This window comes from Leucobacter sp. 7(1) (genome assembly GCF_900163635.1).
GTDB lineage: Bacteria > Actinomycetota > Actinomycetes > Actinomycetales > Microbacteriaceae > Leucobacter.
The window spans coordinates 1-17,386 of sequence record NZ_FUID01000102.1; the positions used below are offsets into that span (position 1 = coordinate 1).

Annotated in this window: 14 protein-coding genes; 2 read left to right on the forward strand and 12 right to left on the reverse strand. The window is 67.1% G+C overall.

Annotated elements, in window-relative coordinates; genetic code table 11:
• The first annotated feature begins 644 nt into the window (after nt 1-644).
• Nucleotides 645-1,886 (forward strand): tRNA guanosine(34) transglycosylase Tgt, encoded by a 1,242-nt coding sequence (gene tgt / locus FM113_RS17290; RefSeq protein WP_087016193.1) that lies wholly within the window; start codon nt 645-647, stop codon nt 1,884-1,886.
• A gap of 170 nt (nt 1,887-2,056) precedes the next feature.
• On the opposite strand, the gene FM113_RS17295 is transcribed toward tgt, so the two are convergent.
• From FM113_RS17295 to FM113_RS17315, 5 genes are all read right to left on the reverse strand, one after another.
• Nucleotides 2,057-2,794 carry a queuosine precursor transporter gene (locus FM113_RS17295; protein ID WP_254909077.1) on the reverse strand — a complete coding sequence of 246 codons (738 nt, stop codon included), beginning with the start codon at nt 2,792-2,794 and terminating at the stop codon, nt 2,057-2,059.
• A gap of 16 nt (nt 2,795-2,810) precedes the next feature.
• Complete coding sequence (locus FM113_RS17300; RefSeq protein ID WP_087016197.1) at nt 2,811-3,797, reverse strand: NAD(P)/FAD-dependent oxidoreductase; 987 nt, start codon at nt 3,795-3,797, stop codon at nt 2,811-2,813.
• Nucleotides 3,798-3,913: 116 nt separating this feature from the next.
• Nucleotides 3,914-5,449: a glutamate--tRNA ligase gene (gene gltX / locus FM113_RS17305; protein WP_087016144.1), complete on the reverse strand. Its 1,536-nt coding sequence runs from the start codon at nt 5,447-5,449 to the stop codon at nt 3,914-3,916.
• A gap of 10 nt (nt 5,450-5,459) precedes the next feature.
• A complete protein-coding gene (locus FM113_RS17310; RefSeq protein ID WP_087016146.1) occupies nt 5,460-6,779 on the reverse strand; it encodes an MFS transporter in 1,320 nt (439 codons plus the stop codon).
• Nucleotides 6,776-7,735, reverse strand: coding sequence for a LysR family transcriptional regulator (locus tag FM113_RS17315; protein ID WP_087016199.1), 960 nt, complete (start codon nt 7,733-7,735; stop codon nt 6,776-6,778). Before FM113_RS17315 ends, FM113_RS17310 begins: the two co-directional genes overlap by 4 nt.
• 91 nt (nt 7,736-7,826) lie before the next feature.
• Between FM113_RS17315 and FM113_RS17320 the strand changes: the two genes are divergently transcribed.
• The gene (locus tag FM113_RS17320; RefSeq protein ID WP_087016148.1) at nt 7,827-8,909 is read left to right on the forward strand and encodes an aminotransferase class V-fold PLP-dependent enzyme; all 1,083 of its coding nucleotides are present in this window, start codon (nt 7,827-7,829) and stop codon (nt 8,907-8,909) included.
• Between the two features lie 129 nt (nt 8,910-9,038).
• On the opposite strand, the gene rlmN is transcribed toward FM113_RS17320, so the two are convergent.
• The 7 genes from rlmN to FM113_RS17355 all read right to left on the reverse strand — a co-directional run bounded on the left by rlmN (nt 9,039) and on the right by FM113_RS17355 (nt 17,354).
• Nucleotides 9,039-10,346 carry a 23S rRNA (adenine(2503)-C(2))-methyltransferase RlmN gene (gene rlmN, locus FM113_RS17325; RefSeq protein WP_087016150.1) on the reverse strand — a complete coding sequence of 436 codons (1,308 nt, stop codon included), beginning with the start codon at nt 10,344-10,346 and terminating at the stop codon, nt 9,039-9,041.
• Between the two features lie 192 nt (nt 10,347-10,538).
• Nucleotides 10,539-10,940: a DUF779 domain-containing protein gene (locus tag FM113_RS17330; protein WP_087016152.1), complete on the reverse strand. Its 402-nt coding sequence runs from the start codon at nt 10,938-10,940 to the stop codon at nt 10,539-10,541.
• A 73-nt stretch (nt 10,941-11,013) separates the two neighbouring features.
• Nucleotides 11,014-12,048: an alcohol dehydrogenase AdhP gene (gene adhP, locus FM113_RS17335; protein WP_254909078.1), complete on the reverse strand. Its 1,035-nt coding sequence runs from the start codon at nt 12,046-12,048 to the stop codon at nt 11,014-11,016.
• Nucleotides 12,049-12,083: 35 nt separating this feature from the next.
• Nucleotides 12,084-13,607 carry an aldehyde dehydrogenase family protein gene (locus FM113_RS17340; RefSeq protein ID WP_087016154.1) on the reverse strand — a complete coding sequence of 508 codons (1,524 nt, stop codon included), beginning with the start codon at nt 13,605-13,607 and terminating at the stop codon, nt 12,084-12,086.
• A gap of 219 nt (nt 13,608-13,826) precedes the next feature.
• A complete protein-coding gene (locus FM113_RS17345) occupies nt 13,827-15,332 on the reverse strand; it encodes a GAF domain-containing protein (protein WP_087016156.1) in 1,506 nt (501 codons plus the stop codon).
• Between the two features lie 121 nt (nt 15,333-15,453).
• Nucleotides 15,454-16,254 (reverse strand): fumarylacetoacetate hydrolase family protein, encoded by an 801-nt coding sequence (locus FM113_RS17350; RefSeq protein WP_087016158.1) that lies wholly within the window; start codon nt 16,252-16,254, stop codon nt 15,454-15,456.
• Nucleotides 16,251-17,354 carry a branched-chain amino acid aminotransferase gene (locus tag FM113_RS17355; protein ID WP_087016160.1) on the reverse strand — a complete coding sequence of 368 codons (1,104 nt, stop codon included), beginning with the start codon at nt 17,352-17,354 and terminating at the stop codon, nt 16,251-16,253. Before FM113_RS17355 ends, FM113_RS17350 begins: the two co-directional genes overlap by 4 nt.
• Nucleotides 17,355-17,386: the final 32 nt, after the last annotated feature.

Genomic DNA, 17,386 nt, shown 5'->3' on the forward strand with positions numbered 1-17,386 from the left:
CATTTGACAATTAAAGTGCACACTATTGAGTTCTCAAAGACCAGACACCACCCGTCAACCCCTTCACGAGGTTTCCGAACAGCAACTTGTCTCGTACCGCAGATCACGCGCAGAAATTCTAGCTGACTCTGTGGAGAAGTAACTTCTCCGTGCGGCCCGACGAGAATCTAACTGTACTCGCTTCCGCGTGAATTTTCAAATCCACACTCAAGCGATCAGCAGGTGATTCTCTGTCCGATCCAGCCCGTGTCGCTCTCGCTTCCGGCCTGTCTCGCTGACAAGGCAAAACATTACGCAGCTTTGCGCCTGGCGGCAAACCAGACCGCGTTCCCGCGCGTGTCTCCGCATGATTCCGCGGATCTTCGGTCAGCGGGCGCTTTGGCCAGCCTGCCCGGATCCGGGTCGCCGATCTCGAAATCCGCTCGAAATCCACGATTCCGCGCGACCGGAGCGTGATTCCCGGGCGCGTCCTCCGGTGCCTCCTCGTACTCCGCAGACTGTCCTCCCGCCCACCGCTCCCTTGGCCCGCACGGCGTTCACACTCGGGGTGCTTAGATGGACGCGTGACCGCACACATACCTCTCACTCCCCCGCCGTCCCCCAACGACTTCACCTTTACGGTCGACCACTCGCTTGCCGAGGGGGTGCGCGGCTCGGATGGTGAGCCGCTCGGCCGCGCCGGCACAATCTCCACCCCGCACGGCGATATTCAGACCCCTGCCTTTATTCCAGTCGGAACCAAGGCGACTGTGAAGGCCGTTCTTCCTGAGTCCGTGACCCAACTGGGTGGGCAGGCCGTGCTCGCAAATGCGTACCACCTGTTCTTGCAGCCGGGATCCGATCTCGTCGACGAGGCCGGTGGCCTGGGCCGCTTCATGAACTGGGACGGTCCGACCTTCACCGACTCCGGTGGGTTCCAGGTGATGTCGCTGGGTGTCGGGTTCAAGAAGGTCATCTCGATGACCGAGTCTGCCTACAGTGACGCTGAGGTGATCGCGAAGAACAAAGAGCGGCTCGCTCACGTGGATGAGGACGGCGTCACGTTTAAGTCGTTCATCAACGGCGATCGGCACCGATTCACCCCCGAGGTCTCAATGGGGATTCAGCATCAACTCGGTGCAGACATCATCTTTGCTTTTGATGAGTGCACAACCCTCCTGAACACTCGCGCCTATCAAGAAGACTCCGTGGCCCGGACGGCGCGCTGGGCTGTTCGCTGCCTCGATGAGCACGCCCAGCTCACGATCGACCGCGCGCATCGTCCCTACCAGGCACTGTTTGGTGTCGTGCAGGGCGCGCAATATGAGGACCTTCGGCGAGAGGCGGCCCGCGGGCTTGCCGAAATGAGCGGTGCTACGGCAACCGGGCAGCAGTTCGACGGCTTCGGAATCGGCGGGGCACTCGAGAAGAGCGAGCTCGGCACCATCGTGTCTTGGGTATGCGATGAGCTACCCGATGAGAAGCCGCGCCACCTCCTCGGGATCTCGGAACCCGACGATCTGTTCGCCGCGATTGCCGCTGGCGCAGACACCTTCGACTGCGTCGCCCCCTCGCGACAGGCTCGCGGCGGAAGCATGTACTCGGCGCAGGGTCGGATCAACGCGAAGTCCGCCGGTCAGCGGCGCCGCTTCGAACCCATCGACGCCGAGTGCGACTGCTACACCTGCGAGAACTACACCGCGGCGTACCTGCACCATCTCTTCAAGGCGAAGGAGATGCTCGGGTCGACGCTCGCGACGATCCACAACGAACGGTTCATCGTGCGGCTCGTCGACCGAATCCGCGCGAGCATCATCGATGGCACGTTCGTCGAACTGCGCGACGAGGTGCTCGGCCGGATCTACGGCCCCGAATTCGCCCGCGCAGCCGCCGCGAAAGCCAGCTAAGGTCGCCTCCCCCTCCCCGAGGCAAATTATCCGAACGTAGGGAAATTTCCGATAGTTTCCCTACGTCTAAATAATTTGCCTCGGGTAGGGTGCGCGGGCAGGCGCGGGCGCCGGATCAGCGAGGCTGGCTCAGCGGGGGCTAGCTCAGCGGGGGCTGGATGAGGGCGCGCTCAGGCTTGAGCGCGGACCTCCGCGGCGCGCACCCGCGCGATCACCCGGGTGGTCACGGGAAGCAACACCACTTCGGCGAGCACCTTGATGCCGTAGCCGAGGGCGGTGTATCCGAGGAAGTCCCAGCCCTCGAGCACACCCCAGAACGCGATTGTGCAAAACACGACGGTATCCACAACCTGCCCGACAACCGTCGATGCGATCAGCCGGGTACGGAGGAAGCGGCCCGAAGTGCGGCGGCGCAGCCACACAAGGACCCACGCGTTGATCAACTGGCCAGCGAGGAACGCGCCGAGGCTCGCGGCAACGATCCGCGGTACGAAACCCAGCACGGACTCGAAAGCTGCCTGGTTCTCCCATCCCGGCGCGGCGGGCGAAAGCTGTGTGATCCAGATCGTCAACGAGGCCAGGAGCGAGAGCCCAAAGGCGGTAAAGATCGCGCGCCGGGTGGCGCGAAGCCCGTACACCTCGGCGAGCACATCGCCGACGATGTACACCAGGGGGAACAGGAACACTCCCCCGTCCACGATGAACGGGCCCAGCGTGAGCCCGCCAGCCTGCACCGGGCCGAAGGCGATCAGCTTCACCGCGACAATGTTCGAGATGAGCAGCAGCCCCACGAACACGGACATCACGACGGCGTAGCGCGCACCCGAAGCAGCGGCAATGTTCCCCGCGGGTCCCGGTTCCGGGATGCCCGGGGTCTGCGTGCGTGCCGAACCGGTTTCGTCATTCACCACAGCAGCGTCCGCCCTACTCATCGACAAGGCCCACGCCGAGCGCACCACGAATCATGTCCATGTTGAGCTTCGCGGCCACCCGCGCCCCATTCCCCGCGGCGATGATCAACTGCTGCGGTCCCGGAGGGACAATGTCGCCCACTGCGTACACGCCACGAACTGTCGTCTCACCGCGCTCATCGGTCGCCACAAGTCCCCAATCGTCGCGCTCGATGGGCAGTTCGCCCATGAATTCGACCGGCGCGTGCCAGCGGGGGCGGACAAATCCGCCCACGCGCGGGATGATCTCACCGTCGGCGAGGCGGACACCGAGCATATCGGCCTTCTCCCCCACGATGTCGTCGATGGGCCGCCGCTCCACGCGGATGCCGATTGCGGCAAGCTGTGCTTCCTGCTCAGCGCGAATCGTCTCCGCACCGTTCGTGAAGACGATCAGGTCAGAGCTGAAGCGGCTGATCAGCAGGGCGCGTGCGAACAGATCCGTCGTCTCCCCGATCAGGGCCAACGGCTTGGAAGTCTTTTCGAAGCCGTCGCACTCCACGCAGCTGTGCAGTGCCGTGCCGTAGTAGGCGCGGATCATGGGGAGCGCGGGGAGCTCCTCGGTAAGACCGGCCGCGATCAAGACGCGGCGAGAGATGAACTCGACGTCAGCGGCTCCTCGGATCCCCGACCCACGCACGCGGAATCCGATCCCGTCGGGGAAGCCCACGGCGATCGCTTCGTCGTGACTCAGCGGCGTCACCTCGCGGGTCATCGCCTGGGCGAACTGAGCCGTGGGGTATGCCTCGAATTCTTCCCGGCCGAGACGACGCAACTCCAACGGGGAGGCGCCGTCCCGGGTGAGGAAGCCGTGGGACTGCAGTGTGGCCGAGTGCCGTGGCCGGTTGCTGTCGAGGATGGCGATCCGTCGATTCGCGCGGACAAGCTGCAGTCCCGCGGAGAGACCTGCCGGCCCGCCCCCGATAATGGCAACGCCGATCGGGGCATCCCCGGACGGCACGCTCTGCGATGACGATGCCTGCGATGACGATGCCTGCGACAACGATGCCTGCGACAACTCAGACACGGACCGGTCCTCTCACTCGGTGATGTGAAGCGCTCGGCTTCGGGGCTGGATTACTCTGCGGCGGGCGCTGCAGCCAGGTGCGCGTCAAGCTTCGCGAGGCGCGCCAGCGTCTCGTCGCGGCCCAGCAGCTCGAAGGATTCGAACAGCGGCGGCGAGATCCGGCGGCCCGATGCGGCAACCCGCAGCGCACCAAAGGCAACACGCGGCTTCAGGCCGAGCCCGTCGATCAGCGCCGACTGCAGCGCTTCCTGGATCCGCTCGGTGTTCCACTCTGCGTCCGAGATCTCGGAGAGCGCGGCAGTACCTGCCTGCAGCACCTGCGGCGCGTCGGCCTTCAGCGACTTCAAGGCGTCTTCTTCGTAGTTCAGTGCGGTCGCCGTGGTGAAGAGGAAGCCGAGCATCGGCACAACCTCGTTCAGCACAGTGACGCGGCTCTGTACGAGCGGCACCGCCTGGCGCACGGTTTCGAGCTGCGCTGCGCTGGGCTCGATGGGCAACGCCCCACCCGCGATCAGATACGGCAGGATCCGCGCACCGAAGTCTTCTTCGGTCAGCAGGCGGATGTGGTCGGCGTTGATCGAGTCGGCCTTCTTCTGGTCGAAGCGGGCCGGGTTCGGGTTGACGTCGCGCACATCGAAAGCGGCGATCATTTCCTCGCTCGTGAACACGTCGCGGTCCGCAGACAGCGACCACCCGAGCAGTGACAGGTAGTTGAGCAGGCCCTCGGGAATGAAGCCGCGCTCCCTGTGGTGCAGCAGGTTCGACTCGGGGTCGCGCTTGGACAGCTTCTTGTTGCCCTCGCCAAGCACATACGGGAGGTGACCGAACTGCGGGATCGCGGGCTCGATGCCGAGCTCGACGAGCGCACTGTGCAGCGCGATCTGGCGCGGCGTCGAGGAGAGGAGGTCTTCGCCACGGAGAACGTGGTTGATCCCCATGAGCGCATCATCCACAGGGTTCACGAGCGTGTACAGCGGAGCACCGTTCGGGCGCACCACAACAAAGTCGATTGTGGATCCCGCGGGGAACGTGATGTCGCCGCGAACAAGGTCCGTGAAGGAGAGGTCCACATCGGGCACGCGGAAGCGAAGCGCGGGCTCGCGCCCCTCGGCGCGGTACGCCGCACGCTGCTCGTCCGTCAAATCGCGGTCGAAGTTGTCGTAGCCCAGCTGCTTCGGGCGACCGGCCGCCTCGTTGCGCGCGTCGATCTCCTCGGCCGTAGAGAAGCTCTCGTAGAGGTACCCGGCCTCGGAGAGCTGGGCGATGATGCCCTGGTAGATCTCCCCGCGCTGCGATTGACGGTACGGGCCGTGCTCACCGCCAGCGTCGATCCCTTCGTCCCAATCGAGACCGAGCCACCGCAGCGAGTCGAGGATCTGAGCGTAGCTCTCCTCGCTGTCGCGTGCTGCGTCAGTGTCCTCGATCCGGAACACGAAAGTGCCGCCGGTGTGACGCGCATAGGCCCAGTTGAACAGGGCCGTGCGCACCATGCCGACGTGGGGGGTTCCCGTCGGCGAGGGGCAGAAACGAACGCGAACGTCGGAGCCGGTCGCGGTGGAAAACTGGGGGGTCTCGGTGTGTGACATCGATGCCATCTTACCCACGCCGAGTGGCCGAGAGGCGAATAGCCACGAGGAGCCCGAGCACAATCAGCACTCCGGCAACGATCGAGACCAGCGGGAATCCGCCAATCGCGAAGAGCGCGCCCGACGCCGCACCGAACAGTGCACCGGCCGCGTTCATTGACGTGTCCGACTGCCCCTGGCGCGCCGGCCGGTCCGCACTCGGGGTGAGCTCGGTCACGAGCGCCGCACCGGCAACGGTCACCATGCCCCAGCCGAGGCCGAGCAGCACAAGCGCGACCTGAATGATCCCCACGGATTCCCCGCCCAGGCCGGTACCGACCGCCGCGAGCCCGAGCACGAGGAATCCCCCGACGATCACGGGAATCGCCCCGATTCGGCTCGTCAGCATGCCAAACACCGGCGAGAGCGCGTACATACCGGCAATGTGAATACTGATGGTGAAACCCACGAGCGTGATGCTGCCACCGTGGCCGGTGAGGTGCAGCGGTGTCATCGCCATGAGGCCCACCATGACGGCGTGGGCAAGCGCGACAAGCAGGATCGCGAGATACTGCGGGCGTGCGGATACCCGAGGTGCGGCGGCCGGGGCCGCCTGGTCTGCCGCGAGCTGCGCAGGACCGGGGTGTGTCGGATCGGCCGGCGGCTGATCCGCTTGCACGTGATCAGTGTGCGCGGCGTGCGCGGCGATCTCCAGGCGGCGAGCCTCGAGCAGCGGGTCCGGCCGCAGCCCGAACCAGACGACCAGGCCAGCGGCAAGCTGCGCGGCGATCGTGAAGAAGAAGATTCCGGCAAGCCCGGGCAGGCCGAGCGCCTCCCCCAGCTGCTCACCCGGGCCGATCAGGTTCGGCCCGGTGACCGCACCGATCGTGATGGACCAGACGACGAGGGACAGATCCCGCGCCCGCCGCTCAGGCAGCGCCAGGTCGGCGGCAGCGAAGCGGGACTGCAGCTGCACCGCGACCGCGATGCCCAGCACAGCGAGGCCGACGAACAGCAGGACGGACCAGCGCTGCGCCGCCGCGAGGACCACGAGCACGGCACCCACGACGGCGATCATGTTGCCGGTCGCCAGGGCAACGCGCCGCCCCTTGCGCGCCGCGAGCCGCGCGAGCGGCATACCCGCGATTGCCGCGCCCACGGCGTTCATTGTGGAGCCGAAGCCCGAGAGCGCGGGATTGCCGGTGATGTCGGCGATCAGGAGGGCACCCGCCGAAAGCGACGCACCCACGCCAAGCCCACCGAGAATCGTGGCGAGCGCGAGAATGATGACGATCTTGCGCTGCGTGCGCGCGGGGGCGACGATGCGGACGGAGTCGGTGTGCGCGCTCATGCCTGTACCACCGGCTCGAGACCCCAGCAGCCGCCGTCAACTGTCGCGAGCAAACGCTTGGCGAGCCGCACTTGCGGGCTCTCGTTTGCCGTCGCCATTGAGACAAGACCGATCACACGGTGGCGCGGCGGGTCCACCGGGAGTGCACGCGCGTCATCCGGAAGTGTCCGGGCTGCGGCGAGGGCGAGCCCCGGCACGAGGGCCACGGCACCGCCTGCGGCGGCCATCGCGAGCATCGCGGGGACGTTGTCGGTCTCCTGGATGATGTCGGGCTCAAAGCCCGCATCGCTCGCGGCGGACAGCAGGTGACCACGACACTTTTCGCAGCCCGCGATCCAGTGCTCTTCGGAGAAGTCCTCGAGCCGGGCGCTCTCCCCGATCACACGGTCGTCCGAGAGCACCAGGCGCACCTCTTCGCGCCAGAGCGGCAGGAACGCGCTCCCCGCGGGCAGCTCGGCGGCACCCTCGTAGTCGAAGATCAGGGCGCAGTCGACCTCACCGTCGCGGAGCATCTCGGTGGCGGCGGGTGGCTCGGCCTCGCGATACTGCAGCGCCACGTCGGGGGCCTCCGTCGCGAGTGCACGCATCAGCGCGGGCACAACTGTCGCCGAAGCTGAGGGGAAACCCACAAGCCGAAGGGTGCCGGCCCGCTCGCCGCGGAGATCGTCGATCGCGCTCAGGGCGGCGTCGATCTCGGCGACCACGGTGCGGCCGTGATCCGCGAGGATCCGACCCGCCGGGGTGAGCCGGATCCCACGCCCGCTGCGCTCAATCAGCGGCACCGCGAGGCGAGTCTCGACGCGCTTGATGCGCTGACTCACGGCGGGCTGGCTCAGGCCCAAACTGGCGGCGGCCGCGGTGAGGGATCCCGTCGTAGCGAGGGCGTGCAGGATACGGAGCTCCGTGGAGTCGATGGAGCCGAGTGGGTCCGGGGTGCGAGTGGTGGAGTTCGACATGACTCCAGTGTAGCCGGACATAACGTGAAGTGAAGCAAATCATAAGAATGATTCCCTATCATTATGTGTCCGGCTCCCCTAGCCTGAGGCCATGCAGACCTCACGCGCTCCGATCTCCGTTCCCACTGTGCCCGGTGCGGCGGGCTGGGCCGCGAGCTTCGCGGCCGGCCCCGGGTACCTCGCGGCGTGCACAGCGGGCCTGCCGAGCGACGCCACTGTCGACGCGATGCACGCCTTCGTCGCGCGCTGGGCAGGCGGCGGGCTGGACGCGCTCGCGATCGGGGCCAAGTTCGAGGAGTGCCGCGCGCTGTTCGCCCGGATCGCGGCGGTCAGCCCGAGCGAGGTCGCCATCGGCTCACAGGTCTCACAATTCGCCTCGATCGTCGCGACAGCGGTGCCGGATGGCGGCGAAGTGCTCTGCGCTACGGGCGACTTCGCCTCGCTCACGCACCCGTTCGAGCAGCTCGCGAATCGCGGGGTGCGCGTGCGCTACGTCCCGGTCGCCGACCTTGCGGACGCGATCACCCCCAACACCGCACTCGTCGCGTTCTCGCTCGTGCAGTCTGCGTGCGGAACCGTCGCGGACCATGCGGCGATCGTCACTGCCGCCGAGCGCGCGGGGGCCCGCACCTTCGTGGACCTCACGCAATCGCTCGGCTGGCTGCCCATCGGGGGCGACACTTTCGACTACACAGTCTGCCACGCATATAAGTGGCTCTGCGCCCCGCGCGGCACCGCGTTCCTGACCGTGCGCTCCGGACTCGAGGACACGCTGCGTCCGCTCGCCGCGGGCTGGTGCTCCGCCGAAGACGTGTGGTCATCGTGCTATGCGGGCCACACGCCGCTGGCAGTCGGGGCCGGGCGCTTCGACCTCTCCCCCGTCTGGCCCGCGATCGGCGGCACGCTCGCCGCGCTGCGCGAGTGCGCCGAGCGCGATCCGGCGGCGGTACACGCGCACGCGCTCGGTCTCGCCAACGCCGCACGCGCCGTGCTCGGCCTGCCCGCGGGCGACTCCGCGATCGTCACCTGGGCAGACCCCGACGGCGCGGACCTCGCCGCGCTCACCGCGGGCGGGATCACGGCGTCGGGTCGGGCTGGGAACGCGCGCGTCGCCTTCCACCTCTGGAACACGGCCGAGGACGTCGCACAGCTCGCGGCCGCGCTCGGCCGCTAGGGCACGGGCTCGCCGCCGGAGTTGCAGCACAGAACCGACCCCGTACTACAGAAGCGACCCGGTACTCGCAAGGATCCTTGCACGTACCGGGTCGCTGCTGTAGGAGGAGGTCGGTTCTCCGGCGCGAGCCTAGCCCGCGGCGGCGATAGCCTCGGCCGCGCGGCGGTCCTCCTCGGTCGCGACGAGCTGGCCACAGGCACCGTCGATCTCCTTGCCGCGGGTGTCGCGCAGCGTGGTCGGGATCCCCGCAGCGTTCAGGCGGTCCACGAACTCGCGGGTCACCTCTCGCGTCGACGAGGTCCAAATGGAGCCGGGCGTCGGGTTCAGCGGAATCGGGTTCACGTGCACCCAACCGCGCCCGCGCTCGTTGAGCCTGTCCGCGAGCAGGTCTGCCCGCCACGCGTGATCATTCATGTCCTTGATGAGCGCGTACTCGATGGAGACCCGACGACCGGTCTTCTCGTAGTAGTTGTACGCGGCGTCGAGGACCTCGTCAACCTTCCACCGACTGTTGACTGGGATCAGTTCGTCGCGCAGCTGATCGTCCGGGGCGTGGAGCGACAGCGCGAAGGTGACGGGGATCTCCTCGTCCGCAAGCTTGCGGATCGCGGGGGCGAGGCCCACTGTCGAGACCGTGATGCCGCGGGCCGACATACCGAGCCCCTCGGGCGACGGCGCGACCATGCGGCGCACGGCGTTCATCACGCGCTTGTAGTTCGCGAGCGGCTCGCCCATGCCCATGAACACGATGTTGTTGACCCGCTCGGGTTCTGCCCCGTTGCCGGCTTCGCGCGCGCGGCCGAGGCCGCCCTCGGCGATCACGCGGTTCGCCTGGACGATCTGGTCGAGGATCTCCGCCGTCGACATGTTGCGGGTCAGCCCCGCCTGGCCGGTCGCGCAGAACGGGCAGTTCATGCCACAACCGCACTGGCTCGACACACACAACGTGATCCGGCCCGGGTAGCGCATCAGGACAGACTCGACGAGCGCACCGTCAAACAACCGCCACAGGAACTTCACCGTGGCACCGTCGTCAGTGACGAGTCGCTTCACCTCAGTGAGCAGCGGCGGGAAAAACGCCTCAGCGATCTCCTCGCGACGGTCCTTCGGGATGTCAGTCATCGCCGCTGCGTCAGTCACATAGTTCTCGAGGTACTGCTTCGAGATCTGCTTGGCACGGAACTTCGGCAGCCCGAGTTCCACGATCTTGGCCTCGCGCTCAGCGAGCGTGAGATCGGCAAGGTGCGTCGCCGGCTGCTTGACTCGCGGGGAGGCAAACTGCAGGGTCGGACGCCCGTCCGGGGTCGTCAGCTGCTTCCAGCCCTCCGCTTTCGGGCGCACCTGTGGGCGCGCCGCGAGCCCGCCGCGGTTCGGGCGGGTCTTGATCAGCCGGGGTTCTTCGGCACCGCGATCATGGTTGAGCTTGTTGGGATCCACCTGACTATTCTCGCAGGTCAAACTGCATGGTCGGTTCGGCACCGGGATCCGGGAGCCGCACCAGGCACCGCAGCGCCGGATCGCCGCAGCCCCGGATCAGAACGGTGCCCGATCAGGACAGCGCCGGATCAGGACAGCGCCGAATCAACACCGCGCCGAATCAACACCGCGCCGAATCAACACAGTGCCGGATCACAGCAGCCGCGAGCGGATCAGGAAGCGCAGCCCCTCGGGGGCCTCGAGCGAAAAGCCGCTCCCTCGGCCCGGCACCACGTCAACCGTGAGGTGGGTGTGCGCCCAGACACCAAACTGTTCCCGCGACATCCAGAACGGGATCTCCCGTGTGCTGCCCGCTCCGGGCGGCAGCTTGAGGGTGCCGAGCAACACGTCCTGCCCGCCGGTCTTGAACTCGCCCGCGGGGTAACACATGGGGGCGCTGCCGTCGCAGCAGCCGCCGGACTGGTGAAACATGAGCGGGCCGTGCAGCACCCATAACCGTTCAATGAGGTCCAGAGCCGCGGGGGTGAACGCGAGCCGGCTCACAGTCTCGCCGTCGACCTCGGGCCGGGCCGCGAGATTTCGTGATTCGGTCATATGGATCACTCCGTTCGTGAGTGGCGAGGTGCGGCCGGACAGGATCGCGTCCTATCCGGCCGCAGCAGTGCGGCTACGCTGTGGCGAGACGCAGCACGATACGGCCGTCGATCTTGCCGGCGCGCATCTCGTCGAGCACCTCATTGACGTCTTCGAGCTGACGCTCGGCGACGGTGGGGTGGATCAGACCGCGCGCGTAGAAATCGAGCGCCTCGATCATGTCCTGACGGGTGCCCACGATTGAGCCGCGGATCGTCAACCCCTTGAGGACGATGTCGAAGATGGGTGCGGGGAAGTCCCCGGGCGGCAACCCGTTGAACACGATCGTACCGCCGCGCCGGGTCATCCCGATCGCCTGACCGAACGCGGACGGGTGGACCGCCGTCACGAGCACCCCGTGCGTGCCGCCGGTGGCCTCCTGGATCGCGGTGACCGGGTCGGTGTCGCGCGCGTTCACCGTCACCTCGGCACCGTGTCGCTTCGCGAGTTCCAGCTTGTCATCCGCGATGTCGACCGCGGCGACCCGCATCCCCATCGCCACCGCGTACTGCACGGCGATGTGGCCCAGGCCGCCGATCCCGGAGATCACGACCCACTGACCGGGACGCACCCCGGTCATCTTGAGCCCCTTGTACACCGTGACTCCCGCGCAGAGCACCGGGGCGACCTCGACCGGGTCCGATCCGGCGGGCACCACCGCGGCGTAGTCCGCGTCGACAAGCATGTACTCAGCGAAGGACCCGTCAACCGAGTACCCGCCGTTCTCCTGACGTTCGCAGAGCGTTTCCCAGCCCGTGCGGCAGTGCTCGCACTGGCCGCACGCCGACCACAGCCAGGCATTTCCCACGAGGTCGCCCACGGCAACGTTTGTGACGCCCTCGCCGACACTCTCGACAACGCCCACACCCTCGTGACCGGGAATGAACGGCGGGCTCGGCTTTACGGGCCAGTCACCCTCGACGGCGTGGAGATCGGTATGGCACACGCCAGTGGTGAGGACGCGGACGAGGGCTTGGCCGGGCCCCGGAGTCGGGACGGGCTGCTCGGCGACATCGAGCCGCTGGCCGAAGGCGGGGACGGAGGCCGCGCGCATGTTCTGAGGAGTCATTGCAGTGTTCCTTTCGACGGTGAAACGGTGCGGGTTTAGAAGAAGCCGTCCGCGGACTCTCGGTAGCTGACGAGCAGGTTTTTCGTCTGCTGGTAGTGATCCAGCATCATCAGGTGGTTTTCACGCCCGATGCCGCTCGACTTGTAGCCACCGAACGCCGCGTGCGCGGGGTAGGCGTGGTAGTTGTTCACCCAGACTCGGCCCGCCTGGATCGCGCGGCCGGCCCGATACGCGGTGTTGCCGTTGCGGCTCCACACCCCCGCCCCCAAGCCGTAGAGGGCGTCATTCGCAATCCGCACGGCGTCGTCGAAGTCGGTGAACGTCGTGGCGGAGACCACGGGTCCGAAGATCTCCTCCTGGAAGATCCGCATCGAGTTGTCGCCGCGGAAGATCGTGGGCTGAATGTAGAAGCCGTCGGCAAACTCGCCGCCGAGATCCGCCACGCCACCGCCGGTAAGTACCTGGGCGCCCTCCTGGCGACCGATCTCCAGGTACGACTTAATCTTCTCGAACTGATCGTTCGAGGCCTGCGCCCCGACCATCGTGTCCGTGTCCAGCGGGTTGCCGCGCGTGATTCGCTCGGTGCGTTCCACGACAGCGTCGAGGAAGTCGTCGGCGATCGACGCTTGGATAAGCGCGCGCGAGGGGCAGGTGCAGACCTCACCCTGGTTGAGGGCGAACATCGTGAAGCCCTCCTGCGCCTTGTCGAAGTACGCATCGTCCTGTGCCATGACGTCCTCAAAGAACAGGTTCGGGCTCTTCCCGCCGAGTTCAAGGGTCACTGGGATGATGTTCTCGGAGGCATACTGCATAATCAGGCGGCCCGTGGTGGTCTCACCGGTGAAGGCGATCTTGCGAATCCGCGGGCTCGTGGCGAGCGGCTTGCCGGCCTCCGCACCAAAGCCGTTGACGATGTTGACGACGCCAGGTGGTAGAAGGTCCCCGATGAGCTCGAACAGGAACAGGATCGAAGCCGGCGTCTGCTCGGCAGGTTTCAGCACGATCGCGTTGCCCGCAGCCAGTGCGGGGGCAAGCTTCCAGGTGGCCATCAGGATCGGGAAGTTCCAGGGGATGATCTGGCCGACAACGCCGAGCGGCTCGTGGAAGTGGTACGCGACCATGTCTTCGTTGATCTGCGACAGCCCACCTTCCTGAGCCCGGATCGCTCCGGCGAAATAGCGGAAGTGATCGATCGCGAGCGGAATGTCAGCGTTCAGCGTTTCCCGCACCGCCTTGCCGTTGTCCCAGCTTTCGGCGACCGCGATCTTCTCGAGGTTCTGTTCCATCCGGTCGGCAATGCGGTTCAGGATCACGGCGCGCTCCGCGGGGCTCGTGCGCCCCCAGGCTGGTGCGGCGGCCTCGGCGGCGTCGAGCGCTGCGTCGATGTCCGCGGCGGTCCCGCGGCCCACCTCGCAGAAGACCTTGCCGGTGATCGGCGTCACATTCTCGAAATACTGGCCCGAGACCGGGGGCACCCATTCACCCCCGATGTAGTGCTCGTAGCGACTCTTGAAGGTCACGATGGAGTCGGGCTGGCCCGGGGCGGCGTAGACGGTCATGACGTGTCTCCTTTGACATCGGTGCGGTGCCGGGTGTGATCCCGGTGCCCCGACGCTATGACGCGCAACGTTGCGGACACGTCGCCGCGACGTTGCATTCACGTTGCACCGCAGTCGCAGCACAGTCGCACCGCAGCCGCAGCCGCAGCCGCAGCACAGTCGCAGCACAGTTGTCCCGCCGCCGCCACTCGGCTGCGCACGGTCCGGTCCTGGTGAGCGCTACGCGCCCGTGCGGCTCAGTGCCTCGATGCGCGCGACCACGCGCGCCCGCTTCGGCGAAGTGCGCGGCAACACGAGCAACAGGGTTTCCCACACGTGCGCGTCGGCGTCCGCCCAGTGCTGGGCGTAGTCGTAGAGCGCATCCGGGCTCGCAAACTCAAGCATTGCCTCGCGCAGTGTCGCATCCACCTCCGCACGCAGTCGCTCCGCGACCGGCGCGGACGAGGCCGGCAGAACCGGGCCTGAGTACGCGGCGAAGCCGGCGTGGCCCGCGCCGCGGTCGAGGGCGTCAAGTGTGTCGGTGGCGTCCACCCGCAGCGCTTCTGCAAGCCGGTACGGGCGCGACGCGAGTGTGAGCGGCGCCCCTTCCTCACGAAGCCAGCGGCGCAGCCGGACAAGCTCAGCACGCAGGGTCTGCTCCGCGTCCCGGCTCCCATACACCTGCTCGGCGAGCGCCGTGGCCGTGCAGCCGCGTGGGGCGGCGCTCAAAGCCAGCAGGATCTCCGCATGACGGCTTGTCACCGCCGCGGCACCACTGTCCCACTCCAGTCGCGCCGGATCCTGCCCCAGCACAAGCAGGCGGGGAACGAATTGCGGCGCGGGGTCCGCAACCCCCGCGGCGTCCGGAGCGTCGACTGCGAGGCCTGCGGCGGGCACCGAGACTTGATCCCGCACGGGATCTGGCGCAGCCGCGGCGATCCCGCGCTGCGGGTTCGTGTGTGCCGCAGCCGACAGCGGACGCGCTGGCATATCCATACAGCTGCCGCGGCCCTGGCCCAGCAGCATGCGCAGGGACTCCAACTGGAGCTCCGCCTCCACCGCGGCGAGGGTGGCTTGGAGCAGCGGGAGCATATGCGGCGAGGCCGCCGCATCGCCGCCCGTCACATCGACAACTCCGATGATCGCGCCCGTCTGTGGATCGTGCACCGGTGCCGCCGTGCAACTCCACTCGTGCACTGCGCGGCTGAAGTGCTCGGCACCGAGGACTTGAATCGCGTGATCCAGCGCGAGCGCACTCCCGGGGGCGCTTGTCCCCACCGAGCGCTCAGACCAGTCCATACCGGCGCGGAAGCCCATCTCCCCCGCTCGGTCCTGCAGATGCGCGTCCCCATCGACCCAGAGCAGTCGCCCCGCGGCGTCTCCCACCGCGACGATCATGCCTGCGTCCCGCGCCTCGTCGAACAGCAGTCGCCGCATCACGGGGAGCACGCGGGCGATGGGGTGGGTGGCCCGCAGCTCCTCGAGGGCTGCGTCGTCAAGCGCGGGGCGGTCGAGCACGCGGTCTGGGTCGATGGTGCCGCGCCGCGAGCGCAACCAGGACTCCAACACGATCGGGCGAAGATCCTGCGCTCCGCCAAAGCGGGCCCGCAGTTCGGCTTCGTGCGCGTCGCTCGGAGTTCCGGCCGTGGGCAGCAGGTCAACGAAGCGTTCGTGCGCCCGTTCCAATTGGCGCCGGCGCTCCCGCACGGATTCGCCTCGGCGTAGCGCCTGCCAAGCACTCGGCATGCCCACCTCCTCGTCGCGGTGTTGTGTGCCCCCGAGCGTACCCGAGTCCGGCCGTCCGCGGCAGGGCGCGGGCAGAGAAAAACCGGGGTTCGCGCGCGAACCCCGGTTTTGCTCCTCTGGTCTATTCCCCCGCGTCCCGCACTGGGTTGCGCAGGATGCCGATTCCCTCGATCTCGACCTCGACGACATCGCCGGACACCATGGTGCCAACGCCTGCCGGCGTGCCAGTCAGGATCACGTCGCCGGGCAACAGGGTGAACGCCTGTGAGGCGTGCGCCACGATCTTCGCAAGCGAGTGGATCAGCTGGGAGGTGCGGCCGTCCTGCCGGGTCTCGCCGTTGACACGGGTCTGGATCTGCGCATCGCTGAAATCAAGGTCCGTTTCAATCACGGGCCCGAGCGGACAGAACGTATCAAAGCTCTTCCCTCGAGTCCACTGACCATCCTTCAGCTGCAGGTCGCGGGCGCTGACGTCGTTCGCACAGGTGAAACCGAACACGTACTTCAGTGCCTCATCCTCTGGAACGTCCTTCGCAATCGCGCCAATGACGAGGGCAAGCTCACCCTCGTGCTCCACACGATCAGAGATCGCGGGGCGCACAATAGCATCGCCCGGACCGATCACGGAGGTGTTCGGCTTCAGGAACAGCAACGGCTCTTCCGGAGTCTCCCCACCCGTCACATCGCGCATCTCCGCGATGTGATCCGCGTAGTTCTTGCCGACGCACACAACCTTCGAGCGCGGGATCACGGGTGCCAGGAGTCGGACCTGCTCGAGCCGCAGCCGACGGCCAGTCGTGTCGTAGCCCGCCACGATCGGATCCGCTGCGAGCTCGACGATCTCAACGCCGTCGCCGTGTTCTGCGGCGTCCAGAACGCCGAAGGAAATCTCGCCGTCAACCTGGAACCGTGCCACCTTCATCGTGCGACCTCTGCGGTAGTGATCTCGGACAGCCAGCCGTGGCGGTCCTCACGCGAGCCGAACTGGATCCCCGTGAGTTCCTCGCGCAGCGACATCGTGAGCGCGCCCGGCGCGTTCGCGCCGAAGTCGATCACAAAGTCGGCAGACTTGAGCCGCTGAATCGGGGTGATCACGGCGGCGGTGCCGCACGCGAATGCCTCAGTGATTGTCCCGTCGGCAACGCCCTCGCGCCACTCGCTCACGGTGATCTCCCGCTCTTCCACGGCATGCCCGCGATCCTTCGCGAGCTGGATCAGGCTGCGGCGAGTGATCCCATCGAGGATGTTCCCGTTCAGCTGCGGGGTGAGGAGAGTACCGTCGGCACGCACAAGGAACAGGTTCATTCCGCCCAGCTCGTCGATCGTGTCGACCGTGGCCGCATCGGTGAACAGCACCTGCTGGCAATCATTCTCAGCCGCGACCTGCTGTGGCAGCAACGAGGCCGCATAGTTGCCGCCGCACTTCGCCGCGCCCGTGCCGCCGCGACCCGCGCGGGCCAGGTCCTGCGAGAGCCAGATCGACACGGGCTTCACGCCGCCCGAGAAGTACGGGCCCGCGGGGCTCGCGATGATCAGGAAACGCGCACGCTCAGCGGCGCGTACCCCGAGGAAGCTCTCGTCGGCGATCATGAACGGACGCAGGTACAGGCTCTGATCAGCACCGCTCGGCACCCAGTCAGCGTCGATCCGCACGAGCTCGCGCACGGCCGAAACAAACAGCTCTTCCGGGATCTCCGGCAGCGCGAGGCGCACGGCCGACTCGTTGAGGCGCTTTGCGTTCGCCTCGGGACGGAAGGTCACGATCGAGCCGTCGGCCCGGCGGTACGCCTTCAGCCCCTCGAAGATCTCCTGGCCGTAGTGCAGCACCGAGGACGCGGGATCCATCGGGATCGGGCCATACGGAATAACCTCAGCATCGTGCCACCCGGCGTCCTGTGTCCAGACGACCGAGATCATGTGGTCAGTAAAGACGTTGCCGAAGCCGGGGTCGGCGAGCAGGGCCTCGCGCTCAGCCGCGGGGCGGCGCGTCGCTTCGGTGTGGGTGAATGCCAGATCAGTCATGAAGGGTCTTTCTCGCGAGTGCTGAAACGTCA

Excerpts from the sequence above, each read along its gene's own strand:
- FM113_RS17350 (WP_087016158.1), bottom strand. The coding sequence starts at position 16,254 with ATGAAGGTGGCACGGTTCCAGGTTGACGGCGAGATTTCCTTCGGCGTT.
- FM113_RS17330 (WP_087016152.1), bottom strand. The coding sequence starts at position 10,940 with ATGACCGAATCACGAAATCTCGCGGCCCGGCCCGAGGTCGACGGCGAG.
- FM113_RS17345 (WP_087016156.1), bottom strand. The coding sequence starts at position 15,332 with ATGCCGAGTGCTTGGCAGGCGCTACGCCGAGGCGAATCCGTGCGGGAG.
- FM113_RS17320 (WP_087016148.1), top strand. The coding sequence starts at position 7,827 with ATGCAGACCTCACGCGCTCCGATCTCCGTTCCCACTGTGCCCGGTGCG.
- FM113_RS17310 (WP_087016146.1), bottom strand. The coding sequence starts at position 6,779 with ATGAGCGCGCACACCGACTCCGTCCGCATCGTCGCCCCCGCGCGCACG.
- FM113_RS17340 (WP_087016154.1), bottom strand. The coding sequence starts at position 13,607 with ATGACCGTCTACGCCGCCCCGGGCCAGCCCGACTCCATCGTGACCTTC.
- FM113_RS17355 (WP_087016160.1), bottom strand. The coding sequence starts at position 17,354 with ATGACTGATCTGGCATTCACCCACACCGAAGCGACGCGCCGCCCCGCG.
- FM113_RS17315 (WP_087016199.1), bottom strand. The coding sequence starts at position 7,735 with ATGTCGAACTCCACCACTCGCACCCCGGACCCACTCGGCTCCATCGAC.
- adhP (WP_254909078.1), bottom strand. The coding sequence starts at position 12,048 with ATGACTCCTCAGAACATGCGCGCGGCCTCCGTCCCCGCCTTCGGCCAG.
- gltX (WP_087016144.1), bottom strand. The coding sequence starts at position 5,449 with ATGTCACACACCGAGACCCCCCAGTTTTCCACCGCGACCGGCTCCGAC.